Annotated in this window: 26 protein-coding genes; 10 read left to right on the top strand and 16 right to left on the bottom strand. The window is 70.8% G+C overall.

Annotation, left to right across the window (positions count from 1 at the left end; all coding sequences use genetic code 11):
* Nucleotides 1–7: 7 nt before the first annotated feature.
* From ACQPXB_RS36305 to ACQPXB_RS36290, 4 genes are all read right to left on the bottom strand, one after another.
* On the bottom strand, nt 8–289 hold the full coding sequence (locus ACQPXB_RS36305) for a metal-sensitive transcriptional regulator (protein WP_366590316.1): 282 nt from the start codon (nt 287–289) through the stop codon (nt 8–10).
* A 78-nt stretch (nt 290–367) separates the two neighbouring features.
* On the bottom strand, nt 368–1,084 hold the full coding sequence (locus ACQPXB_RS36300; protein WP_432846051.1) for a CPBP family intramembrane glutamic endopeptidase: 717 nt from the start codon (nt 1,082–1,084) through the stop codon (nt 368–370).
* A gap of 126 nt (nt 1,085–1,210) precedes the next feature.
* On the bottom strand, nt 1,211–2,233 hold the full coding sequence (locus ACQPXB_RS36295; protein WP_432846050.1) for a hypothetical protein: 1,023 nt from the start codon (nt 2,231–2,233) through the stop codon (nt 1,211–1,213).
* A gap of 120 nt (nt 2,234–2,353) precedes the next feature.
* Nucleotides 2,354–3,073, bottom strand: coding sequence for an MgtC/SapB family protein (locus ACQPXB_RS36290; protein ID WP_432846049.1), 720 nt, complete (start codon nt 3,071–3,073; stop codon nt 2,354–2,356).
* Between the two features lie 73 nt (nt 3,074–3,146).
* Here ACQPXB_RS36290 and ACQPXB_RS36285 point away from each other — a divergent pair, with 73 nt between their 5' ends.
* Nucleotides 3,147–3,767: an L-threonylcarbamoyladenylate synthase gene (locus ACQPXB_RS36285; protein WP_366590326.1), complete on the top strand. Its 621-nt coding sequence runs from the start codon at nt 3,147–3,149 to the stop codon at nt 3,765–3,767.
* Nucleotides 3,768–3,780: 13 nt separating this feature from the next.
* On the opposite strand, the gene ACQPXB_RS36280 is transcribed toward ACQPXB_RS36285, so the two are convergent.
* Nucleotides 3,781–4,341 carry a TetR family transcriptional regulator gene (locus ACQPXB_RS36280; protein ID WP_432846048.1) on the bottom strand — a complete coding sequence of 187 codons (561 nt, stop codon included), beginning with the start codon at nt 4,339–4,341 and terminating at the stop codon, nt 3,781–3,783.
* A 112-nt stretch (nt 4,342–4,453) separates the two neighbouring features.
* On the opposite strand from ACQPXB_RS36280, the gene ACQPXB_RS36275 reads away from it, so the two are divergent.
* Nucleotides 4,454–5,809: an FAD-dependent monooxygenase gene (locus ACQPXB_RS36275; RefSeq protein WP_432846047.1), complete on the top strand. Its 1,356-nt coding sequence runs from the start codon at nt 4,454–4,456 to the stop codon at nt 5,807–5,809.
* A 411-nt stretch (nt 5,810–6,220) separates the two neighbouring features.
* Here ACQPXB_RS36275 and ACQPXB_RS36270 read toward each other — a convergent pair whose 3' ends face one another.
* Complete coding sequence (locus ACQPXB_RS36270) at nt 6,221–7,795, bottom strand: FAD-dependent monooxygenase (protein ID WP_432846046.1); 1,575 nt, start codon at nt 7,793–7,795, stop codon at nt 6,221–6,223.
* Nucleotides 7,796–7,876: 81 nt separating this feature from the next.
* Here ACQPXB_RS36270 and ACQPXB_RS36265 point away from each other — a divergent pair, with 81 nt between their 5' ends.
* The 5 genes from ACQPXB_RS36265 to ACQPXB_RS36245 all read left to right on the top strand — a co-directional run bounded on the left by ACQPXB_RS36265 (nt 7,877) and on the right by ACQPXB_RS36245 (nt 11,666).
* A complete protein-coding gene (locus tag ACQPXB_RS36265) occupies nt 7,877–8,617 on the top strand; it encodes a TetR/AcrR family transcriptional regulator (RefSeq protein ID WP_366590335.1) in 741 nt (246 codons plus the stop codon).
* A gap of 71 nt (nt 8,618–8,688) precedes the next feature.
* A complete protein-coding gene (locus tag ACQPXB_RS36260) occupies nt 8,689–9,072 on the top strand; it encodes a YciI family protein (RefSeq protein WP_366590338.1) in 384 nt (127 codons plus the stop codon).
* On the top strand, nt 9,072–10,298 hold the full coding sequence (locus ACQPXB_RS36255) for an RNA polymerase sigma factor (RefSeq protein WP_432846045.1): 1,227 nt from the start codon (nt 9,072–9,074) through the stop codon (nt 10,296–10,298). The genes ACQPXB_RS36260 and ACQPXB_RS36255 overlap by 1 nt, the downstream gene beginning before the upstream one ends.
* A gap of 59 nt (nt 10,299–10,357) precedes the next feature.
* A complete protein-coding gene (locus tag ACQPXB_RS36250; RefSeq protein ID WP_366590343.1) occupies nt 10,358–10,747 on the top strand; it encodes an SgcJ/EcaC family oxidoreductase in 390 nt (129 codons plus the stop codon).
* Between the two features lies 1 nt (nt 10,748).
* Nucleotides 10,749–11,666 carry a sigma-70 family RNA polymerase sigma factor gene (locus tag ACQPXB_RS36245; RefSeq protein WP_432846044.1) on the top strand — a complete coding sequence of 306 codons (918 nt, stop codon included), beginning with the start codon at nt 10,749–10,751 and terminating at the stop codon, nt 11,664–11,666.
* 17 nt (nt 11,667–11,683) lie between these two features.
* Here ACQPXB_RS36245 and ACQPXB_RS36240 read toward each other — a convergent pair whose 3' ends face one another.
* The 4 genes from ACQPXB_RS36240 to ACQPXB_RS36225 all read right to left on the bottom strand — a co-directional run bounded on the left by ACQPXB_RS36240 (nt 11,684) and on the right by ACQPXB_RS36225 (nt 14,522).
* Entirely contained in the window at nt 11,684–12,016 is a 333-nt protein-coding gene (locus tag ACQPXB_RS36240) for a YciI family protein (RefSeq protein WP_366590347.1), read from the bottom strand.
* A 33-nt stretch (nt 12,017–12,049) separates the two neighbouring features.
* The gene (locus ACQPXB_RS36235; protein WP_366590349.1) at nt 12,050–12,517 is read right to left on the bottom strand and encodes a nitroreductase family deazaflavin-dependent oxidoreductase; all 468 of its coding nucleotides are present in this window, start codon (nt 12,515–12,517) and stop codon (nt 12,050–12,052) included.
* Between the two features lie 10 nt (nt 12,518–12,527).
* Nucleotides 12,528–13,268 (bottom strand): thioesterase II family protein, encoded by a 741-nt coding sequence (locus ACQPXB_RS36230; protein WP_432846043.1) that lies wholly within the window; start codon nt 13,266–13,268, stop codon nt 12,528–12,530.
* Nucleotides 13,269–13,337: 69 nt separating this feature from the next.
* Entirely contained in the window at nt 13,338–14,522 is a 1,185-nt protein-coding gene (locus ACQPXB_RS36225) for a sialidase family protein (protein WP_432846042.1), read from the bottom strand.
* A gap of 139 nt (nt 14,523–14,661) precedes the next feature.
* Between ACQPXB_RS36225 and ACQPXB_RS36220 the strand changes: the two genes are divergently transcribed.
* Nucleotides 14,662–15,252 (top strand): TetR/AcrR family transcriptional regulator, encoded by a 591-nt coding sequence (locus ACQPXB_RS36220; RefSeq protein ID WP_432846041.1) that lies wholly within the window; start codon nt 14,662–14,664, stop codon nt 15,250–15,252.
* A 53-nt stretch (nt 15,253–15,305) separates the two neighbouring features.
* On the top strand, nt 15,306–15,920 hold the full coding sequence (locus tag ACQPXB_RS36215) for an MBL fold metallo-hydrolase (protein ID WP_366590358.1): 615 nt from the start codon (nt 15,306–15,308) through the stop codon (nt 15,918–15,920).
* A gap of 10 nt (nt 15,921–15,930) precedes the next feature.
* On the opposite strand, the gene ACQPXB_RS36210 is transcribed toward ACQPXB_RS36215, so the two are convergent.
* Nucleotides 15,931–16,176 (bottom strand): hypothetical protein, encoded by a 246-nt coding sequence (locus tag ACQPXB_RS36210; RefSeq protein WP_432846040.1) that lies wholly within the window; start codon nt 16,174–16,176, stop codon nt 15,931–15,933.
* A gap of 184 nt (nt 16,177–16,360) precedes the next feature.
* On the opposite strand from ACQPXB_RS36210, the gene ACQPXB_RS36205 reads away from it, so the two are divergent.
* A complete protein-coding gene (locus ACQPXB_RS36205) occupies nt 16,361–16,939 on the top strand; it encodes a TetR/AcrR family transcriptional regulator (protein ID WP_432846039.1) in 579 nt (192 codons plus the stop codon).
* Between the two features lie 77 nt (nt 16,940–17,016).
* Here ACQPXB_RS36205 and ACQPXB_RS36200 read toward each other — a convergent pair whose 3' ends face one another.
* From ACQPXB_RS36200 to ACQPXB_RS36180, 5 genes are all read right to left on the bottom strand, one after another.
* The gene (locus ACQPXB_RS36200) at nt 17,017–17,877 is read right to left on the bottom strand and encodes an alpha/beta fold hydrolase (protein WP_432846038.1); all 861 of its coding nucleotides are present in this window, start codon (nt 17,875–17,877) and stop codon (nt 17,017–17,019) included.
* Between the two features lie 103 nt (nt 17,878–17,980).
* Nucleotides 17,981–18,979, bottom strand: coding sequence for an IS481 family transposase (locus tag ACQPXB_RS36195; RefSeq protein ID WP_432846037.1), 999 nt, complete (start codon nt 18,977–18,979; stop codon nt 17,981–17,983).
* Between the two features lie 121 nt (nt 18,980–19,100).
* Complete coding sequence (locus ACQPXB_RS36190) at nt 19,101–19,457, bottom strand: hypothetical protein (protein WP_432846036.1); 357 nt, start codon at nt 19,455–19,457, stop codon at nt 19,101–19,103.
* A gap of 48 nt (nt 19,458–19,505) precedes the next feature.
* The gene (locus ACQPXB_RS36185) at nt 19,506–19,802 is read right to left on the bottom strand and encodes a hypothetical protein (protein WP_432846035.1); all 297 of its coding nucleotides are present in this window, start codon (nt 19,800–19,802) and stop codon (nt 19,506–19,508) included.
* 444 nt (nt 19,803–20,246) lie between these two features.
* Nucleotides 20,247–21,476: a site-specific integrase gene (locus ACQPXB_RS36180; RefSeq protein WP_432846034.1), complete on the bottom strand. Its 1,230-nt coding sequence runs from the start codon at nt 21,474–21,476 to the stop codon at nt 20,247–20,249.
* Nucleotides 21,477–21,481 lie beyond the last annotated feature (5 nt).

The raw sequence follows: 21,481 nt of genomic DNA, 5'->3' as shown, positions 1-21,481 counted from the left end.
TCCGAACCTACGAGCGGACCAGCCGCGCGATCGCGTCGGAGGCCTCGCGGACCTTCAGATCGGCTTCCTCACCGCCGGCCGCCGCGGCCTCCACGACGCAGGTGGCCAGGTGCTCGTCGAGCAACTCGAGCGAGAACGACTGCAGCGCCTTCGTGGCCGCCGACACCTGCGTGAGGATGTCGATGCAGTACTTGTCCTCCTCGACCATGCGTTGCAGGCCCCGGATCTGTCCCTCGATGCGGCGCAGACGCTTCAGATAGGCATCCCGCTCGTTGCCGTAGCCCGTCATCGCGCATCGTCCCCTTCGTTCGCACCCGTACGTCGTCGAGTATACCCACCCCACGTATCCGATACGGGGTATGCGTATTCACGCCCGGACGGCCACCGCGATGACGAGCCCGCCGACGTTCGTCGTGAAGTGCACCAGCACCGACGCCAGCACGCCCCGGCCGAAGTGCCGCCACGCGTACAGGAAGACACCCGCCGCGGCGGCCGCGACCATCGCGAGCACCTGCAACAGCTGCGTCGGGATGCCGCCCAACGCCGCGTGCACGGCCGCGTTGCGCCCGACGGCCAGCGCCGGCAGGAAGTGCCACAGCCCGAAGAACGCCGACGCCCCGAGGATCGGCCCCCACCGCCAGCGGTCGTCACGCGCGCCGAGCAGCGCCGGCAGCACGCCGCGGAACGCGATCTCCTCCACGATCACCGTGCCGAACGTGATCCGCCCGAGCGTGAGCCACAGCAGTTGCGACAGGTCGGGGTCGCCGACGCGCCCGTCGTCGTAGACGGTCCGCAACGCCGGCACCGCGGCCGCGATGCCGAAGACGACCAGGAAGAACGCCGCCCCGATCAACCCGGTGACGGCCGCCCGCCCGAGCGTCGCGCGGCTGACGCCGAGGTCGGCCGACGTGTACCCGGCGCCGAACGCGAGCGCGAGCAGCACCGCCGCCGTCACCGCACCGCAGATCGGGTACGCCCAGCCCGGCAGGACCCGGTTGGCGAGCGTGGTCGCCGTGGCCAGCACCACCACGCACACGACGACGAGCAGCAACCGCGTCGACGTCCTCGGCCCGGTGATGGTCATGGCCCCAACTTAGGGGCGCACGTGATCTCGGCGGGGCGCTCCACGCCGGGGCCGGGGTGAAAAGCCGGGGCGGCGCCGCGTGCTCAGGCTGCCCGGAAGAAGTTGCAGGAGTGAGACAACCGCAGGTCAGCCGGTTGCGGTTGCCTCGGTGAGCGCCGGTTTGCGGCGCTGGACGGGCACGGGGGGGTCGGTGTCGCCGGGCTGCGGGTCGAGCGCGGCGGTCGCCGACGCGAGGAGCTCGCGCGTGCCGGTGAGCGCCGTTTTCAGGCGGTGGTGGATGGCCGTCAGTTCGGCGACGCGATCGTCGGCCTGGGTGACGATGTCGTTGGCGTGCTCGGTCGCGCGACGGACCCGGGCGTCGGCCTCCGTCTGCGCTTCCGCGATCTGCGCGGCGAGCACACGGTGGGTTTCCGTGCGCTGGTTCTCCAGGTCGCGCAGGGTTTCCGTGCGCTGGGCAGCCAGCGCCCGCTCGGTTTCGACGCGTTCGGTCTCCAGCTTGCGCAGCGTTTCGGTGCGCTGCGCGTTCAGGTTCCGCACCGTCTCGGTGCGGTGGGCGTCGAGCTCGCGCAGCGTTTTCGTGCGCTGGGTGTCCAGTTCGGTGATCGTTGCGGTGCGGCGCTGGTGCAGGGCCTCGGTGAGGTCGTCCTCCATGCGGCGGCGCCGCGTGGCGGCGGCCTCGTCGGCGGCGGCGCGTTCGGCGGCCGCGCGGCGCATGAACTCCTCGTGCGCGGCCTGCTGGCGACGGCGATCTTCCTCGGTCGCGGCGACGAGCGCGCGTTCCTTCTCGGTGAGCCGCACGGCCTCGGCCTCGGCGTCGAGCCGCGTCTGCTCCGCCTTTTCCTTTGCGCGCGCGATGATTTCCGAAGCTTCTTCGCGAGTCAGCTCGATCATGCGCCGTGATCGTTCCTGGAGCGCGTCGGCTTCTATGGGGGTGCGGCTGATGCGGTCGATCGTCGCGTGCAGCTCGCGGTTGTGCTCCGCCAGCCGGGCCGAGCGGCGCATCGCCGCGTCGCGTTCGGCCGCCACGCGGCGGAGCTCTTCCTGGGCCCAGGCCACGAATTCCTTGACCTGGCCTCGGTGATAGCCGCGCCAAGCCGGTTCGAAACGCGGCTCGACGGACATCAGGTCCTCGCCACCTTCGGGGGCCATGGCCTCACCTCCCATTTGGATGGTTTCTCCCCGGGCGCGTTTTTTTCGTTGCCGCACCGAGGTTTCCGTGTGCCGTCCAGTGTGCCCGAAGACCGGGCCGCTGTGTGGACAGGCACGCGATCAATCTTCGAGTGGATCTTCCGCGCCCGTCGCGGTGCTCCGCACACCGGCCAGTTCCGCGAGTTCCGCCGTCAATTCCGCGAGATCACCGCGGCCCTGCAGGCGCAGCGTGACGACCGCGATCCGTTGCCCCTCTTCGGAAACCGTCTCCCTGTCGACCGCCACCTGGTGGACCACCCAGCCGCGTTCGGTACAGCTCGCGAGAACGTTTCGCAAAACTCCGTGCCCATCGGAGTAGCTCAGCCGCAGAATGGGTGGTTCACGCCGATGCCGTGCCACGAACCGGGAAAGGGGCGGGAAACCGCGAGTGATCACGATCAGTCCGACGGTCGTCGCCACCGCGAGCACGGGCAGCCCCGCGCCGCACGCGACGCCGACGGCCGCCGCGAGCCACACCGTCGCGGCCGTCGTGAGCCCGCGCACGGCGTCGCGGCGCACGAAGATCAGCCCGCCGCCGACGAACCCGATGCCCGAGACGATCTGCGCCGCGATCCGCGACGGGTCGAGCGCCACGTGCTCGGTGTTCAGCAGATCGGCGAACCCGTACTTCGACACGAGCATGAACACCGCCGACCCCACGCCCACCAGCGTGTGTGTGCGCAGGCCGGCCTGTTTGTTGCCGACCTCGCGCTCGAGGCCGATCGCCGTGCTCAGCACCAGGGCGAGCAGCACGGGGAGCAGCAGTGACCACTGTTCGTCCGTGGACCAGAGAGCGTGCACGCGGACACTTTGCCTCGCCGCGCGCTGGCGCGCCCGCCCGACCCCCGAGGTGGATCACCCCTAAGCTCGGCGCATGGCCCGCTACTTCGACGTGCACCCGCAGAACCCGCAGCGGCGCTCGCTGGCCCAGGTTGTGGACCTGCTTCGCGAAGACGGGCTCATCGCGTACCCCACCGACTCGTGCTTCGCGCTCGGCTGCCGGCTCGGCAACCAGGAGGGCATGGAGCGGATCCGGGCGATCCGCAAGCTCGACCACCGCCACCACTTCACGCTCGTTTGCCAGGACTTCGCCCAGCTCGGGCAGTTCGTGCATGTGGACAACGCGGTGTTCCGCGCGATCAAGGCCACCACGCCCGGGCCGTACACGTTCATCCTCCCCGCGACGAAGGAAGTGCCGCGGCGGTTGATGCACGCGAAGAAGAAGACGGTCGGCGTGCGCATCCCGGAGCACGTGGTCACGCAGGCGCTGCTGGCCGAGCTCGGAGAGCCGATCCTGTCGAGCACGCTGCTGCTGCCCGACTCCGGCGAGCCCCTCACCCAGGGCTGGGAGATCAAGGAAGAGCTCGATCACCAGCTCGACGCGGTGCTCGACTCCGGCGACTGCGGCGTCGAACCGACCACGGTGGTCGACTTCTCGTCCGGCGAGGCGGAGATCGTCCGCTACGGCGCGGGCGACGCGACGCGGTTCGAGTGAGCTTCGAGGGAGCTCAGTACCCCACGAGGTAGCGCTGCAGCGTCGGCCCGAGCCAGCGCACGGCCTCGTCGTCGGTCATCTCCGCGACCGGCGGTAGCCGCAGCACGAACCGGCACAGCGCCAGGCCCAGCACCTGCGACGAGATCAGCCCGGCGCGCACCGGCGCCTCGGCGGGATCCGGGCACACCTTCGCGACCTGCGGTCCGAGCTGGTCGGCGAAGATCGAGCGCATGCGTCCGGCCGCCGTCTCGTTGGTGACGCCCGCGCGCAGGAGCGCGAACAGCGTCTCGTCGCCCGACCAGCGCGCCAGCACGTGCCGGGCGAGCAGCGTGCCGATGTTTTCGAGCGGCAGCTGCGTGAAGTCGGGCAGGCGCAGGTCGAAGTGGGCCGCGGCCGCGAAGAGCTTCTCCTTGGAGCCGTAGTAGCGCATCACCATCGACGGGTCGATGGCCGCGTCGGCCGCGATCGCGCGGATCGTCGCGCGCTCGTACCCGTCCGCGGCGAAGCGCTCGCGGGCGGCGTCGAGGATGGCGGCGCGCGTCGCGTCGGAGCGCCGGGGTCGGGCCGAGGTCATGCCAACAACTGTAGGCCAACAGGTGTTGACAGGGCTAGTACCAGGGCGTCTACTGAATGCCAACAGTTGTTGGCAAACGGATGTTGACTTGGGGGTCGGCATGGAATCGGAAGTGCTGGTGGTCGGAGCCGGACCCGTCGGGCTGCTGCTCGCCGGGGATCTCGCCGAGGCGGGCGTGGCCGTGACGGTGCTCGAACGGCGGACCACGGGATCGAACCTGACCCGGGCGTTCGGGGTGCACGCCCGCACGCTGGAGCACCTCGACGTGCGCGGCGTCGCCGACGAGCTCATCGCCACCGGCGCGCGGCTGCGTGAGCTGCGGCTGTTCGACCGGGTCGAGATCGACCTCGCGAAGCTGCCCTCGCGCTACGGCTACCTGCTGATCACCCCGCAGACCCACACCGAGGAGATCCTGCGTTCGCGCGCCGAGCGGCTGGGCGCGAAGTTCGTGTGGGGCGCCGAGGTGCGCACGCTCGCCCAGGACCACGACGGCGTCGACGTCACCACCGCCGACGGCGCGCGCTACCGCGCCCGCTACCTCGTCGGCACCGACGGCCTGCACAGCGTCGTACGCCGGCAGCTCGGCCTGCCGTTCCCCGGCCGTTCGGTGCTGAAGTCGATCATGCTGGCCGACGTCCCCCTCGCCTCGCCGCCCGAAGACCTCCTCATGGTCAACGGCGTCGGCGACGGCTTCGCGTTCGTCGCCCCCTTCGGCGACGGCTACTACCGCGTCTTCGCCTGGGACCGGCGCTCCCAGGTGCCGGACGACGCGCCGCTCTCGCTCGACGAGGTCCGCGACATCACCCGCCGCTCCCTCGGCACCGACCTCGGCATGCACGACGCCCGCTGGCTCTCCCGCTTCCACAGCGACGAGCGCCAGGCCCCGCACTACCGCTCCGGCCACGTCTTCCTCGCCGGCGACGCCGCCCACGTCCACTCACCCGCCGGCGGCCAGGGCATGAACACCGGCCTGCAGGACGCGGCCAACCTGAGCTGGAAACTCGCCGAGGTCCTGGCCGGCCGCATGCCGGAGACGCTGCTCGACACGTACGAGATCGAGCGCCACCCGGTCGGCCGCCGCGTGCTCCGCAGCAGCGGCGCGATCATCCGCCTGGCGATGATCAAGCCGCTCGTGCTCCGCGAAGCCCGCAACCGCCTCCTCGGCGCCGCGTTGTCCGTGGGCCCGCTCGCCCGCCGCGTCGCGGGGGTTGTCTCGGGGGTGGGTATTCGTTACGCGCCTCCGAAGGGTGCTGATCGTCTGGTCGGAGCTCGTGCCGAGGACCGGGTGCTTCCTGGGGGCCGGCTGTACGAGCAGTTGCGGGGTGGCCGGTTTGTGTACGTCGGTGACCGCCGGCCGGCCGGATTGCCGGAGCGGGTGGTGTTCGCACGGGGTGCCGGGGAGGTGCTGGTGCGGCCGGATGCGCACGTCGGCTGGGTCGGGGATCCGGCGCGGTACTTCGGCCGGTGAGCTCGGTTTGCTCGGGCGGGTGCCTGTGTTGGTGGTTGCGGGGCGGTCATGTCTTCGTCGGCGAGCACCGCTCGGCCGGGTTGCCGGACCAGGTGGTGTTCGTGTGGAGGTGCGGGCAGGCACTGGTCCGGTCCGTGGCCCATATGGGCTGGGGCGGGATGCGGTGGGGTGCTGCGGCCGGTGAGCTCGGCTTGCTCGGGTGGCTGCCTGTGTTGGTGGTTGCGTGGCGGTCATGTCTTCGTGGGTGACCACCGCCTCGCGAGTCGGCCGGACCAGGTGGTGTTCGCGCCGGGAGGTCCTGGTCCGGGCTGATGTGCATGTGGGCGTGGGGGGATCCGGGCGTGTACTTCGGCCGCCGAGCCAGGCTGGGCACGGTGGGCGAGCCGCGTGGACGGCCGCCCCTGGGAGTGGTCAGCCAACGACGGCCGCCGGGTGGCCGAGGATGCGGGCGCAGGCGTCGGCGAGGGGGAGGTCGGAGGACGAGTGCCACGCCACGATGGCATCGGGGCGGAGGAGGAGGGCGCCGTCGGGGGAGAGGGCGGTGGAGGTGAGCCAGGTGGGGTCGGGGACCGAGACCGTGCGGAGGCCGAGGTGGTGGGCGGTCGCGGTCCAGTGGGTTTCGCCGGGCGGAGTGAGGAGGACGAAATCCGGGCCGGCGACGTCCACAGTGGACATCCCAGACGAGATCCAGGCGTGGGGCACGCGGGTGCCGGGGCGGCCGGCCGGTGCGTAGTGGTCGGAGGGGGCGGGGCCGCGGGTGTCGGGGACGAAGGCGCCCTCGTCGTACTGCACGCCGAAGAGGGCGGCGACCGGGTCGACCGGGACGTCGCCGCTGGTGACGGACGTGATCATGGTGCCCAGGTGGCCGCTGATCCGGCTGGAGAACTCGGCCGTCGCGTAGCCCAGGGGCCGGCGTTCGGCGTGGTAGGTGTCGAGCAGCGCGGGTGACGCCGACCCGGCGAGCACGGCCGCGAGCTTCCACGCCAGGTTGTGGACGTCGCCGATCGCGGTGTTCGCGCCGGCCGCGGCCAGGGGCGGCATGGCGTGCGCGGCGTCGCCGGCGAGGAAGACGCGGCCCTCGGCGTAGCGGTCGGCCACGTACATGCCCGACTCCCACGGCATCAGGCTCAGCACCTCCACGTCGAGGTCCGGTACGCCGACCACGGTGCGCAGCAGGTCGCGCCAGCCGTCGTCGCCCAGGGTCGCGGAGCCGGTGAAGTCCGACGTGGAGAACAGCCACCGATCGGTGCCGTTCACCGACACGAACGCGCCCGACGCCGCCGGGTTCTCGATCCGGCACAGGTTGAACTTCTTGTCCCGCACCAGATCCGTGAGATCCGCGCGGAAGGCGATGTCGAGGTTGTCCGCGAGGTGGCCGTAGCCGCTGCGCGGGATCCCCAGCGCCTCGCGGACCGGGCTGCGCGCCCCGTCGGCCGCGATCAGGTAATCCGCCGTCACTTCCGAGATCTCGCCCCCGGCGGAACGCAGCGACGCCGTGACCTCCGAGAGGGACTGCGTGAACGACACCAGCTCCGTCGAGAACCGCACCGAAACCCCACGATCCTCCGCGGCGCGGCGCAATACCGGCTCCAGCACGTCCTGCGGGCAGAGCACGCTCGGCGCCGGGCTCTGATCGTTCATCCGGCCGAACTGCGCCATGCCGGCCTCCATTGCCGGCGTGACCTCCGGCCACGTCGCCTCGGCCAGCGTCGGCCCGCTCAGCATCCCCGCGAACGACGCCAGCGGCGCACTCGCCTCCGCCACCGCGTCGCTCAGGCCGAGCGCGCGGAACACCTCGTTGCTGCGGTGGTTGAACCGCCGCGCCTTCGGCTGCGGTGACGTGCTCGCGTGCTTCTCCACCAGCACCGCGCGCACGCCGTGGTGGTGCAGCAGCAGCGCGGCGGTCAATCCGGCGACCCCACCGCCGCTGATCAGCACCTGCGTCCGTTCGTTCATGACAACCCCCAGTTCGACCGGCTCGGACATCCATTGATCGTGTGTGTACGTCGTACACTCTATGTACGTTGTACACGCCGAGTAGGATCGACGCAACCGACAGGAGGCCGCTTGAGCGCTCAGGGAACCCCGACCCCGCCGATCTGGCTGCTGCCCGAACCACCGGAACGGCGGTGGGGCCTCGGCCGCGCGGAGATCGTGAAGACCGCGATCGCGATCGCCGACTCCGGTGGCTCCGACGCGCTCACCATGCGCGCCGTCGCGAAGGAGCTGGGCTCGTCCACGCCCATGTCGCTCTACCGCTACGTGCACAACAAGGACGGCCTCGTCGACCTCATGCTCGACGCCGCGAACGCAGAGGTCACCACCCCCGAGAAGCCGAGCGAGGACTGGCGTGCCGAGCTCTCGCGCGTCGCGCACGACTCGTGGTCGATGATGAAACGCCACTCGTGGTTCGCCGAGCTCGTGCACCAGCGCCCGCCCGCCGGGCCGCACGCGAGCCGCCGCCAGGAGTTCGTGCTGAGCACCTTCGTCGGGCTGGGCCAGGACCTGCCGGCCGCGGTCTCCTACCACCGGCTGCTCGACGGTTACGTCGTCGGCCAGGCCCTGCAGCGGACCGAGGAGCGGAAGATGTGGCAGCGGCAGGGGTTCCGCGGGCTCGGCGACGTCCAGGAACTGGCCGGAGCCTGGTTCGTCGACTTCAGCGACGCGGAGCCGCGTTTCCCGCTGCTCGAACGCGTGGTCAAGGACTTCCTCAGCGCCGACCCCCACGCCCCGGCCACCCCCGCCGAAGACGTTCAGTTCGAGCTCGGGCTCGACTGCCTGCTCGACGGGATCGCCGCGCGCCTGTAGCACCGTCGCCGCGGTGTGGTCCGGGACACGCTAGGTTGGGCTTCGTCGGGATCCGCACCGGGGAGGACGTCGTGAAGTTCCTGCTGATCATGCACATGAACCCCGAGGTCTGGGACGGCCTCTCGGAGGAGACCCGCAACGCGGTCATGGCCGGCCAGGGTGACTTCATGGCGAAGATCCGCGCGACGGGCGAGATGATCAACACCCAGGCGCTCGGTTCGCCCGCGGACAGTGCCGTGGTGCGCGTCCGCGACGGGGTGCCGGCGGTGACCGACGGGCCGTTCATCGAGTCGAAGGAGTTCCTCGCGGGCTTCTACCTGGTGGAGTGCGAGAGCCGGGAGCGCGCGCTCGAGGTCGCCGCGATGATCCCCGACGCCGGGATCGAGGGCCTCGGTGTCGAGGTCCGGCCGATCCTGTTCTACGCCGACGCCGAGAGCGACATCGAGCCCGGCTGATGGACGTCGACCTGCTCCGGCCGCTCGTGCCGCAGGTGCTCGGGGTGCTGGTGCGCCGGTACGGCCAGTTCGAGGCGTGCGAGGACGCCGTGCAGGAGGCGTTGCTCGCGGCCGTCGAGCAGTGGGCCGACGGAGACGTGCCGGACAACCCGCGCGCGTGGCTGCTCACCGTCGCGACCCGGCGGCTCACCGACTTGTGGCGCAGCGAGAGCGCCCGGCGCCGGCGCGAGGAGAACGTGGCCGTCCAAGAGGTCACCCAGGTGGCCGGGCCGGGCGAGGACCGCGCGCCGGAGCACGACGACACGTTGACGCTGCTGTTCCTGTGCTGCCATCCGGCGGTGACGCCGAGCTCGCAGGTCGCGCTGACGTTGCGCGCGGTGGGCGGCCTGACCACGGCGGAGATCGCGACCGCGTTCCTCGTGCCCGAGGCCACGATGACGCGGCGGATCACGCGCGCGAAGGAGAGCATCGCGGCCGCGGGGTCGACGTTCGCCGAGCCCTCGGCCGAGGACTGGCCCGCGCGGCTGCAGGTCGTGCTCCACGTGCTGTACCTGATCTTCAACGAGGGCTACACCGCGTCTTCGGGCGAGGAGCTGCACCGCGTGGAGCTGACCGCGGAAGCGATCCGGCTGACCCGCGCCGTGCACACGCTGCTGCCCGACGACGGCGAGGTCGCGGGACTGCTCGCCCTGATGCTGCTCACCGACGCCCGCCGCCCCGCGCGGACGCACGAGGGTGCGTTGCTGCCACTGGCCGACCAGGACCGTCGCTTGTGGACGGTGCCGCTGATCGCGGAGGGCCTCGTGCTCGTGAACCGCACGCTCGGGCGCGGACCGGTGGGGCCGTACCAGGTGCAGGCCGCGATCGCCGCGCTGCACGACCGCGCGGCGAGCACCGAGACCACGGACTGGCCGCAGATCGTCGAGCTCTACAACGTGCTGGCGGAGCTCGCGCCGAGCCCGGTCGTGACGCTCAACCGGGCGATCGCCGTCGCGATGGTCGACGGGCCGGCCGCCGCGCTGGCCCTGCTCGCCACCGTGGCGGACGACAGCCGGCTCAAGCAGGGCCACCGCCTCGACGCCGTGCGCGCCCACCTGCTGGAGCTCGCCGGCGACACCGACGCGGCCCACGCGCACTACCTCCGCGCGGCCAAACGGACGTCGAGCCTGCCCGAACGCCGGTACCTGCAATCGCGAGCCGAAAAGTTCCTGCCGGTTCGGCGATGAGTTCCGGGCGGCCCGCAGGTATGTCCCTGCGAAACCACTTCACGGAAGGGACCGCCACGATGACCACCACCGCCACCCCCACCGAGATCCGCGATCTGCTGACCGGCCTCTACGCCGCGTGGGCCGACAACGACGCCGACGCGTTCGCCGCGCGCTACACCGAGAACGCGACCGTGGTGATGCCCGGCGTCTTCCACCAGGGCCGTGCCGCCGTGCGCGAGTACATGGGCGCCGCGTTCGCCGGTCCGCTCAAGGGTTCCCGCGGCGTCGACGAGCCGCAGGACGTGCGCGTGGACGGCGACACCGCGATCGTCGTCAGCCGCGCCGGGATCCTGTTCGCCGGCGAGGACGCCCTGCCGGCCGAACGCGAGCGCATCGCCACCTGGGTCCTGACCCGCGCCGACGGGTCGTGGTCGGTCGCCGCCTACAGCAACGCCCCGGCGCACTGACGTGCCCGACTTCGCGGCGAGCACCGGTCCGCACCGGGCCGAGCTGGTGGTGCACTGCTACCGCCTGCTCGGCTCGGTGCACGAGGCCGAGGACCTCGTGCAGGAGACGATGCTGCGCGCCTGGCGCGCGTGGGATCGCTACAACAGCACGCGCGCCTCGATCCGGACCTGGCTCTACCGCATCGCGACCAACGCGTGCCTGACCGCGCTCGAAGGCCGCGCACGCCGGCCGTTGCCGACGGGACTCGGCGGCCCGAGCGAAGACCCGCTGCAGCCGCTGGTGCCGGCGTTCGACGTGCCGTGGCTGCAGCCGCTGCCCGACGACCCGGCCGCCGTCACCGCCGCGCGCTCGGGCGTGCGGCTCGCGTTCGTCGCGGCGATGCAGATGTTGCCGCCGCGTCAACGCGCGGTGCTCGTGTTGCGGGACGTGCTCGACTTCAGCGCCGTCGAGGTCGCCGAACTGCTCGGCACCACCGCGGCCTCGGTGAACAGCGCCTTGCAACGCGTGCGAACCGGCGTCGCCGGGGTGTCGGCCGACGAGCTCACCGAATCGGGTGACGAGGTGATCGACGGCTATGTCCGCGCTTTCGAGGCGGCCGACGTCGACGCGCTGGTTTCTCTGCTGACCGACGAGGTCGTGCTGGAGATGCCGCCCGTCCCGCTCTGGTACCGCGGCCGCGCCGACTACGCCCGCTTCATGGCGCGCGTGTTCGAGATGCGCGGCACGCGCTGGCAGCTGCGGCGTACGCACGCCAACGGCCAGCCGGCCTTCGCCGCCTACTGCTGGGACGGCTCGGACTTCCGCCTGCACACGCTGCAGGTGTTCTCGATCGCCGACGGCCGCGTCGCGCACACCGTCGTGTTCCAGGACCCCGGGGTGTTCGAGGTGTTCGGCCTGGCGCCGGTGCTCACTCGCTGAAGCCCGCCCGTTCGGACTCAGCCGCCGAGCAGCGGCCGGACCTCGACGCCGCCGTCGAGCACGGGGACGAAACCGCCGATCTCCACGGCGTGGTCGAGGTCGCGCGCGTCGACGATGAAGAAGCCGGCCATGGCTTCCGGGCTCACCGCGAAGGCGCCGGGGGTGACCGACGCGCCGCGAAGCGACCGCGTCATGGCCGAGGGCTGGGTGGCGTACCCGGCGATCAGCGTGCCGCCCGAAGCGGTGATGCGGTCCTCGACGCGGGCGTGCTCTTCAAGCAGCTCGGGCGGGAGATCCGCGACGCCGCCGGGCGTCTCGCGTTCGTAGATCAGGATCGCGTAGTGCGGCATCCGCCTCTCCTTCGCTCGGCCGAATGGCCCAAGCTACCGGGGCGAGAGGAGGAACACCCGGATTTCGCGATGGGCGGCGCGCACGGCGTACGTGTCGTAGGCGGGCCAGTACCGGGCGACGGCGTCCCACATCTCCTGGCGCTCGTCGCCTTCGAGGAGCCGGCCGCGGACCGGGGTGGTACGCCCGCGCATGCTGACCGTCGCCTCGGGCTGGGCGAGCAGGTTCGCCGACCACGCGGGTTGTTTCTCGCCGCCCCAGTTGGAGCCGATCACAACGTAGCCCCCGTCGCGTTCGACGTAGAGCAACGGCACCTGGCGCGGCTCACCGCTCGTGCGGCCGACCGTGGTGAGCAGCAGGGCCGGCAGACCCAGCGGCGTGCCGACGCCGAGGCGGCCACCGGTCACGCGCAGCATCAGGCGGTCGGCGGGGACGAGCGCCCGGCCGAGCGCGGCGAACGCGGGGGTCTTGCCGAACCCGGTGAGGAGCTTTCGCAGTCCCATTTCGCGCACCCTACTGGGTGATCACCAAGGTCTTCCGCAGTGCCGCCACGACGTCGGCGAGATGCTCGGTGAGGTAGAAGTGGCCGCCGGGGTGGGTCGTGAAGTCGAAACCGCCGGTGGTGTGGGCGGCCCAGGCGCGGACGTCTTCGGGGGTCACGCGCGGGTCGTCGGCGCCGGCGTGCGCGTGGATCGGCGCAGCCAGCGGTGGGGCGTCGGGGTGGGTGTGGGTTTCGACGGCGGTGTAGTCGGCGCGCAGCGCGGGCAGGACGAGGGCACGCAGTTCTTCGTCGGCGAGCACGCGCGGGTCGGTGCCGCTGAGGTTCGCGACTTCGGCGAGCAACGCATTGTCGTCGAGCAGGTGTTTGGTGTTGTCGCCCGGGCGGGACGGGGCGCGGCGGGCGGAGACGACCACGGCGTGCGGCCCGGAACCCCGGGCCTCCAGCCGCAGGCCGACTTCGTAGGCGAGCGTGGCGCCCATGCTGTGGCCGAAGAGCACCACGGGCACGTCGAGCCACGGCAGCACGGCTTGGGTGATGGCGTCGGCGAGGTCCGGGATCCGCGTGAGCGGCGGTTCGCCGAAGCGGTCCTGCCGGCCAGGGTACTGCACGGCGAGCACGTCGACGTCGGGCGAGAGCGCCTTCGAGAACGGGTGGAAGAACGACGCCGAACCGCCCGCGTGCGGCAGGAACACCAGGCGCACCGGTGCGTCGTCCGCCGGGTGGTAGCGCCGGATCCACCGGTCTTCGGTCATCGCCGTGCCCCTTCCGCCCCGGTCCCCGATCCTGCCGCACCCCCAGGCGCGGCAGGACCGAGGTGTGGGTCAGCGCACGCCGGAAAGCGGGATGCGCTGGAACACCACGCTTTCGTACGGGCCGGCGGTGCCCGTCTCGTACAGCAGGCCAACTGTCGCCGGGTCGGCTTGCACGAGGTCGGAGTAACCCGCCGGGTTGCTCGTCAGCGTGCGGCCCGGGTTCCACGTACGCCCGCCGTCGGAGCTGAGCCGCAGCTGCATCACCGCGCGGGTGGCCGGGTCGGCCGGTCCGGAGTAGACCAGCAGCCAGGGGATCGTGGTCTGCAGCACGCTGCCTTCCACCTTCGTGCCGGAGATCCCCGGCTGCACCTGGTACGGCCGCACGAGCGTCTTGCCGCCGTCGAAGCTGTAGCCGTCGACGCGGTGGTCGGCGGCGGAGCCCTGGTTGCGGCTGGTGAAGTACAGCGCGCCCGTGGGCAGCTCGGTCATCGACGTCTCGTTGGCGGCGATCACGCCGTCGGTGCGGTCGTCGGTGAAGCCGATGTGCCAGGTGCGGCCGTTGTCGTCGCTGTAGAGGTCGTGGCCGCCGTAGTACTTCGCCTCCGTGCCGACGTCGGTCGAGCCGGCGGGCGGAGCGCTGGAGTGGTTGGCGGGCACCACGATCCGGCCGGCGTGGGGGCCGTGGCGAAGGAGCGTGGCGTGTCCCGGACCGGTGGCGTACCAGCGCCAGGTGGACAGTTTGGTCTCGGAGGTGATGTCGCGGGCCGGCGTCCAGGTGCGGCCGTTGTCACGGCTGCTGGACACGAACACCCGGCGGGTGTCCTGCGCGGACGCGGTGCCGGACATGATCTGCGCTTCGCTGACCGGTCCGTTGTGGACGGTCAGCAGCACCAGCTCGCCGTCGCGCGCCACGACCGGGGTGGGGTTGCCGGCGGTGTTGTCGCCGTTGCTGTCCACGACGGTCAGCGGGCCCCAGGTGCAGCCGCCGTCGCGCGAGGTTTTCGACACGGTCTGGATGGCGCCGGAGTCGCCGGCCGAGTCGCGCCGGCCTTCGGTGAACGCCACCAGCGACCCGTTGGCGGCGCGCACGACCGCGGGGATGCGAAAGGTGTCGTAGCCCTCGGAACCGGAGGTGAAGGGCACCGACGACGTGCAGCCGTGGTGCGTGGGTGCGGCCGTGGCCGCGGGGGTGAACGACAGCCCGAGTGCGGCTGCCGCGAGAAGAGTCGTCCCGAACCTGCGGATCGGTGACACGTTCCGCCTCCTCGTCAGTGGGGATGGGGGAGAGACACGGGACATGGGATGTCCGACGTCCTATGTCCGGACAACCTAGGGAGCGGTGCGGGGTTCGTCAAGGTGTTGTCGCTGCCTACACGCGCGTAGGGTTCCGGCCATGATCCAGGCGCGCACCGGCTACCACCACGGCAACCTGCGGGCGGTGCTGCTCGAGAACGCCGAGCGGGTGCTGGAGGAGTCGGGGCCCGACGAGCTGTCGCTGCGGCAGCTCGCCCGCGACGCCGGCGTGAGCCACGGGGCGCCGCGCCAGCACTTCGCGGACAAGCGGGCGTTGCTCGACGCCCTTGCTGAGCGGGGTTTCGAGCAGCTGGGCCAGGAGCTCGAAGCAGCACGCGCGGACGACGGTGCGCCGTTCGCCGCCGCGCTGCTGGCCTTCGCGCGGGCGTGGGTGGGGTTCGCGACGAGGCGGCCGGCGCTGCTGGACCTGATGTTCGCGGCGAAGAACCGCGAGGACGCCCGTGACCTGCGGGCGGTGGCGGACCGGACGTTCGCCGCGACGTCGGCGATGATCGCCCGCGCGCAGGCGGAAGGCGACGTGGTGGCGGGTGAGCACGTGGCGTTCGCGATCTTCGCGACGCTGCAGGGGCTGGCCACGCTCGTGACCAGCGGGATGAGCGGGACGCGGCCGGTGGCGCAGCTGGTGGACGAGACCATCGCGACGCTCGTCGAGGGGCTGCGGCCGCGCTGAGCTGTCGCTATTTGAGACCACCGCGGCTCGTGGTGCGTGCGATCGTCCCGGGGGTGGACGTCGATCTCACGGTGACCGCCGGGAACTACCGCTTCGACGGGGTGTCGTTCGCGGTCGACACGAACATCTGGCTCCTCGGCGACGAGGAGGAGGTGCTGGTCGTCGACGCCGGCTTCGACGCGACCGCCATCGCCGCCGCGATCGACGGGCGCGACGTGCTGGGCATCCTGTGCACCCACGCGCACAACGACCACGCGGACGCCGCGCTCACCCTGGCCGACGCGACGGGCGCGCCCGTGCTCCTGCACCCGGGCGACGCCAAGCTGTGGGCCACGGTCAACCCGGGCCGCCGCCCCGACGCCGAGCTGGCCGACGGGCAGGTGCTCACCGTCGCCGGCTCACCGGTGGTCGTGCTGCACACCCCGGGTCACACGGCGGGTTCGGTGTGTCTGCACCTGCCCGACGAAGGCCTGCTCTTCAGCGGTGACACGCTCCTGTCCGGCGGCCCGGGCATGACCGGCGACGTGATGTCGAGCGCCTCGACGCTGCACGATTCGGTGCGCCGGAAATTGCTCGTGCTGCCCGATGAAACGGTGGTGCACCCGGGTCACGGATACGACACCGACATCGGCACCGAACGCGTGGAATCGTGGGCCGGACGGATTTGACCGGCCGCGGTCAGATTCTTTCGCACGCGATCGTGAGGTTCACGCCGTAGAGCACGTAGGAACATTCGTGCGACGCGTGGGTGGCGTCGGTTTCCGTGCAGGCCAAGGGGAAACCGAGCACGTCGATGGAGCAGTAGGCGTAGAACCGGTCCGGGTTGCCGGGCACTTGGTCGGCCGACGCGGGCAGTGCCGTGGCCACCAGCCCGCCGCACACGAGTGCGCCGGCCGTGGCCCAGGAAGCGATTCGGGTTTTCATCTTCGCCGTCCTTTCCGTCGAACGCGGGGTTTCCGCTTTCGGGAAATGCCCGGATTTCGGTGATTCCACCCCTTGAGTCACCCCAACGTGTCACTTCCGGCTGTCGTGGGCGTCACGGTCGTCGACGGGGAAAAGATGATGGTCCTCATATATCATGGAGGGAGGTTTCCCCTGAGGAGGACGCATGGGACGCGTGTCGCGAGCCGAGGCCGATCGGCACCGCAGTGAGGTCGTCACGGCAGCCGCACGGCTGTTCCGCGAGCGGGGCATCGGTGGCGTCAGCGTCGCCGAGCTGATGGGCGAAGTGGGCCTCACGCAGGGCGGGTTCTACCGGCAGTTCGCGTCGAAGGAAGCGCTGGCCGGGGAAGCCGCGGCGGAGGCGTTCGAGCAGCTGGCGGCGCAGCTGCGGCAGATCCCCGAGGCGCCGGTGGGCGAGCGGCGCGCGGAGCTGGCGGCTTCGTACATGTCGCAGGAATCGCGGGACACGCCGGGCGAGGGCTGCCCCGCCACGGCGCTCGGCGGCGAGGCCGCGCGGGACGAGCAGGGGAGCCCGCTGCGCAAGTCGTATGCCGACGGTGTGCGGACATTCCTCGACGTCCTTGCCGAGTTCGACGGTGAGTCCGCGACGCGGGAAGACCACATGGCGACGCTGGCGACGTTGGTGGGCGCGCTGTACCTGGCCCGGGGGACGGCGGGGGATCCGCTGTCGGACGAGATCCTCGAAGCCGCGCGCCGGCGGGTGATCGAGACCTCGCACGAGTGAGTCCTTTGTGGATTTTCGGTTGAGGGCACGACAATGGTCCGGCACCGCGGTGCCGGACCATTGTCCGTTGTGGAGGATCAGCCGAGGAAGGCGTTGACGTCACCGGCGAACTCGGTGGCGTAGTGGAACAGGAAGCCGTGGCCGGCGCCCGGGTAGAGGGCGAGGCGGGCGTTGGGCAGGTGGTCCGCCAGGACCTTCGAGTTGGGCGTGGGGACCATGATGTCGTTGTCCCCGTTGGCGACCAGCGTCGGCTGCGTGATGGCGGCAAGGCGCGCGAGGCGGCTCGGATCCGTGATGCCCCACGCGCTGATCGCGTCGAGCTGGGCGTCGCGGGTGGCGAGCGTGACGCCCTCGTCGCGGTCCTCGGTGCGCGTGAAGATGCGCTGCACGAATTCCCAGCCCTTCGCGACACCGGTGGGAGTCTTGGCGAAGAACAGGTGCAGCAGGTGCTCGGCGGCGGGCTCGTCGGCCGTGGCGGCGTTGCCGGTCTCGCCGGTCCAGGTGTGGAAGCCGAAGCCGCCTTCGTGGCTGGTGCCGGCGAGCACGAGCCGGTTCACCAGCAGGGGCCGGATGAGGACGAGTTCCTGCGCGACGAACCCGCCCAGCGAGAAGCCGAGCACGTCGATGTCGGTGAGCCCGAGCGCGTCGAGGAAGGCCAGCGCGTCGTGCGCCATGGCGGTGACGGTGCGCGGGGTGGCGCCCGAGCTGCCGCCGACGCCGGTGTTGTCGAACAGGATCACCTCGCGCTCGGCCGCGATCGCGTCGGCCAGCTGCGGGTCCCAGTTGTCGAGGTTGCCGCGGAAGTGCTGCAGGAACACGAGCGGGCGCACGTCGCGCTCGGTGTTGCCGAAGCGGCGGTAGGCGTAGGTGACGCCGTTGCCGGCCTCGACGGTGAGGTTCGGGGCGGTCAGCTGGCTGGGGGTGATGGTCTGCGACATCTCCGGGACTCCTTCGACTGGGTCGATCTGCTTGATTAGATTATGTACCTCATCTATTCGAGAGTGATAGATGACGTGCATCACCTAAACGGGCTGTCTCGGGCTAGTTGTGATGTCCAGGGAGGTTGGTCAGCCGGGTGATCGGTGGGTGGCCTCCGATGGCGCTGTGGGGTCGGTGGTGATTGTAGAAGTGGAGCCAGGCTGGTAGGGCGGCTCGACGGTCGGCTTCTGACTTGTAGAAGTGGGCGTAGGCCCAGCCGTCGGCCAGGGTGCGGTGGAATCTTTCGATCTTCCCGTTGGTTTGCGGGCGGTAGGGCCGTGTCCGCTTGTGGGTGAGGCCAAGAGCGGTGCAGGTGTCGCGCCACGCGAACGAGCGGTAGGCCGAGCCGTTGTCGGAGAGCACTCGCTCGGTGGTGACGCCGCGGTCGGCGAACCAGGTAACGGCCCGGTGCAGGACGCTGATGGCGGTCGCGGCGGTCTCGTCCGCGCAGATCTCGGCGTAGGCGACCCGGGAATGGTCGTCGATGACGGTGTGCAGGTAGGCGGTGCCGAGTTTGGGTCCGTGGTGCCTGTCGCGTTCTCCGGTGCGGTAAGCGGTCTGCGTGCGGTTGCGCTTGCCCTGCCGTTTGCCGACGTAACGCCAGCCGCCGCCGTCGGGAATGTTGCCGAACTTGGTCACGTCGACGTGGATCAGTGAGCCGGGGCGGTCGTGCTCATAGCGACGCAACGGTTCTCCGGTGACCCGGTCGATGCGGGCAAGCCGGTTGATCCGGCACCGGGTCAGAACCGCATGCACGGTGGAAGCGGGCATACCCAGCCGGCCACCGATCTGCACGGGCCCCAACCGCTGCCGCCACCGCAACCCTACGATCCGGCGCACGAGCTGCTCAGGTGTTGCAGCCGGGCTGCGGTGTGGCCGGGAGCTGCGGTCGGCCATACCCGCCCGGCCCTCGGCGCGATACCGCGCGGCCCACTTGCCGGCCGTGCGCGGCGCGACCATGAACATTCTCGCCGCAGTAGTCGCGGTCCAGCCCTCTTCGACAATCAACCGAGCAAGACGCAACCGGGCCCGCGGGGTCAACGCAGCATTAGGGTGGGACACGAAGGCCTCCCGTTGGTGAAGCGGTTCCTCAACAGCTCCACTTCACAACCGGAGGCCTTCGCCTGTCTGCACGACAGGCCGACCTCACCTCAACCGAGAACAACGTCCCCGGACATCACAGCTAGTCCAGGGGTTCGAGGCGCAACACGGTTGTGCGCCGGCCGTCTGGGAAGTTCGCGGCCTGGGCCTCGAGCACGGGCTGCGCTTCTTCGTCGCCGACGCGCCGGACGCGCCGGACGGTGTCCCGGCCTTGCGGCCCGTCGCGCTCCACGCGGCAGTACCCGGCGGCGAGCAGGTTGCGCACCCAGCCGCGGCCGTCGGGCGCGCAGACGTACTGCCCGCCGCCCAGCGGCGTCACCTTCAGCACCACCGGCCGCGGCTCCCCGGACCGCCGCCCGACGACGTCGACGACCCTGCTCACCGGCACCCCGTCCACGTACGGTTCGACGGCGGCTTCCCGCACCTGCTCGACGTCCACGGCGCCTCCCTTCGTCACTCGAAGATACGGTTCGCCTACGGTCGGGCGTCAGGCAGCGTCCGATGTGGACTGTCCGGTGGTTGTCCTGTCGTCGTTCGGTTCTCCTTCCGGTGCGAAGTCGAACACCAGCTGAACTGCGGGTGGTGTGCGGCGTCGTCTGCGCGGTGTGCCATCGAGCGGGAACGGCACGGCCGGGGTTTCCCCCTGCTGCTGCGGGTGATCGGCGAGGTAGCGCAGCTTGAGCAGGTGCCGCCGCACGAGCCCGGCACGCCGCGCCTCGTCGAACAACGCGCGCGCCGCCCGGTTCCCGGCGCGCCGCCGGTTTCGCGATTCGTTGTGGTCCACGGGGTCCTCGCTGGGGTCGGTTGTGGCTGCGCGTGACCGCTCGGTCGCGCATTCCACGTGGCGGCGCCAGATAACAAGCGTGTCTCAAGTGGAACTCGGCCCGGAGCTGTTGGCCCATTCGGCCGCTGCACGATCCGGCGTCCGGTCGTGTCGAAGATCGCGGACCTGGCGGGCCGTCCACAGTGGGCTCTTTGCGGCGCCACCGGCGCGACCCGTGGCATGGCGCCGAATTCTCGGCCCCGGCGGATGCCGCGCGCTGACCGCGCGCGGCATTTCCGCTGGTGGTGCCCCCGGCAGGACTCGAACCTGCGACCTAGAGAGTCTCAGAAACGTCTCCAAGTTAGCCTCAGTTGTGGCCCGGACCTGCGTGGGGACGCACACCGTGGCCGCGTTAGTCCGGCTGTTCCAGATTGTTTCTGGACCATAAACGGACCATCGTCCCGATCATGAACCCGTCTCAGGTGCCTCAAACAGGGTCTCCAACGCCGCCGCGTTCTTCGGGTTCGTGGCCCGCTTCCTGCGGTAGTTCCGCTGCACGACGTCGGGGGTGTTGCCGAGCTGGTCGGCCGCGTCCTCGTTCGTGCCGCCGGCGTCGACGATGTGCGTGCCGACCGTGTGCCGCAAGATCCGCGAGTACATCCAGTCGTAGCCGATCGCATCGCAAGCCTCGCGGAGGCGCTTCTGCATGTTGCCCGGGTCCATCCACTGGCCGTTCCATGTCGGGAACAGCGGGCCCTCGCCGGCGGCCAGCTTCCTGCGGGCGAACATCGGTGCCGCCCACGACGGATACATCGGGTTGACGGGAGTGCCGCCTCCCTTCCTTCGGAACTGACGGACAAGGCCCTGACCCTCGATCCGCACCAAGTGGTGATCGAGCAACACCGTGCGCCGCTGCGGTACGACGCCCGGGCCTTCCGACGCCAAGACCTCGCCTGGTCGGCCGCCCGTGGCCAGCATCGCCTCGACGACCTCGGGCAGATCACGCCACGCTTGGACGCGGATACCGCCCCGCTTGCTCGTGCCCGCCTTCCTCTCGCAGTACGCGTGCAGCTTCGTGAGGAAATCCTGGCGGTCCTCGGGTTCGAGCGCTCGCACGTCCTCCTTGCCGGCGTTCTCGATCGCCTCGGCCGACTTCGCCGGATTGACTCGCATCCCGCCGTGCCGAATGGCCAACCCGCACACGCCGGTGAGCACGGTCTTGGCTCGCTTGGCGGCCGCGTACCCGTTGCTCTTCTTCGAGCGCTTGCTCTTCGCCGCGTCGTCGCGGATCGACTTCAGCGTCTCGTCACACAGTCCGGCGTCTTCGGCTTCGCCGCACGTCAGCTCGCCCATGTACTTGCGGATCTGCTCGGCGCTGTCCTCGTAGTCGTAGAGGGACTTCGGTGCGCGCTCGCCGCGCTCGACCTTCTTCTTGAACTCGGCGAGCCACAAGTCGATCACGTGGCCGAACCGCGTCTCGGCGTTGATCCTCTTTCCGGTCGTCTCGTCGGCCAGCTTCACCATGGCCTTCTTCAGCGCGGTCTCCGCAGCCGTGCGGGATTTTCCGCGCCGGCGCGGACGCTTGTAGCGGCCGTTCCGGAGTCGGAACCGAGCGCGGGCCTCGAACACGCCGGGCTCGACCTCCGTCGTGGTGATCTTGCCGTACGTGCCGATCTCGGTTCTTCGTCTGGGCATCGTTC

The sequence above is a fragment of the Amycolatopsis sp. CA-161197 genome, assembly GCF_050942255.1.
GTDB lineage: Bacteria > Actinomycetota > Actinomycetes > Mycobacteriales > Pseudonocardiaceae > Amycolatopsis.
The sequence above is the reverse complement of the archived record's forward strand: the minus strand, read 5'-3'. Positions and strand labels throughout refer to the sequence as shown.

Bases quoted from the DNA above. Each gene is read 5' to 3' on its own strand.
- ACQPXB_RS36250 (WP_366590343.1), top strand. From the start codon at position 10,358: ATGACCACCACCGCCACCCCCACCGAGATCCGCGATCTGCTGACCGGC.
- ACQPXB_RS36300 (WP_432846051.1), bottom strand. From the start codon at position 1,084: ATGACCATCACCGGGCCGAGGACGTCGACGCGGTTGCTGCTCGTCGTC.
- ACQPXB_RS36205 (WP_432846039.1), top strand. From the start codon at position 16,361: ATGGGACGCGTGTCGCGAGCCGAGGCCGATCGGCACCGCAGTGAGGTC.
- ACQPXB_RS36230 (WP_432846043.1), bottom strand. From the start codon at position 13,268: ATGACCGAAGACCGGTGGATCCGGCGCTACCACCCGGCGGACGACGCA.
- ACQPXB_RS36240 (WP_366590347.1), bottom strand. From the start codon at position 12,016: ATGCCGCACTACGCGATCCTGATCTACGAACGCGAGACGCCCGGCGGC.
- ACQPXB_RS36295 (WP_432846050.1), bottom strand. From the start codon at position 2,233: ATGGCCCCCGAAGGTGGCGAGGACCTGATGTCCGTCGAGCCGCGTTTC.
- ACQPXB_RS36210 (WP_432846040.1), bottom strand. From the start codon at position 16,176: ATGAAAACCCGAATCGCTTCCTGGGCCACGGCCGGCGCACTCGTGTGC.
- ACQPXB_RS36305 (WP_366590316.1), bottom strand. From the start codon at position 289: ATGACGGGCTACGGCAACGAGCGGGATGCCTATCTGAAGCGTCTGCGC.
- ACQPXB_RS36220 (WP_432846041.1), top strand. From the start codon at position 14,662: ATGATCCAGGCGCGCACCGGCTACCACCACGGCAACCTGCGGGCGGTG.
- ACQPXB_RS36285 (WP_366590326.1), top strand. From the start codon at position 3,147: ATGGCCCGCTACTTCGACGTGCACCCGCAGAACCCGCAGCGGCGCTCG.
- ACQPXB_RS36180 (WP_432846034.1), bottom strand. From the start codon at position 21,476: ATGCCCAGACGAAGAACCGAGATCGGCACGTACGGCAAGATCACCACG.
- ACQPXB_RS36235 (WP_366590349.1), bottom strand. From the start codon at position 12,517: ATGGGACTGCGAAAGCTCCTCACCGGGTTCGGCAAGACCCCCGCGTTC.
- ACQPXB_RS36280 (WP_432846048.1), bottom strand. From the start codon at position 4,341: ATGACCTCGGCCCGACCCCGGCGCTCCGACGCGACGCGCGCCGCCATC.
- ACQPXB_RS36270 (WP_432846046.1), bottom strand. From the start codon at position 7,795: ATGTCCGAGCCGGTCGAACTGGGGGTTGTCATGAACGAACGGACGCAG.
- ACQPXB_RS36200 (WP_432846038.1), bottom strand. From the start codon at position 17,877: ATGTCGCAGACCATCACCCCCAGCCAGCTGACCGCCCCGAACCTCACC.
- ACQPXB_RS36255 (WP_432846045.1), top strand. From the start codon at position 9,072: ATGGACGTCGACCTGCTCCGGCCGCTCGTGCCGCAGGTGCTCGGGGTG.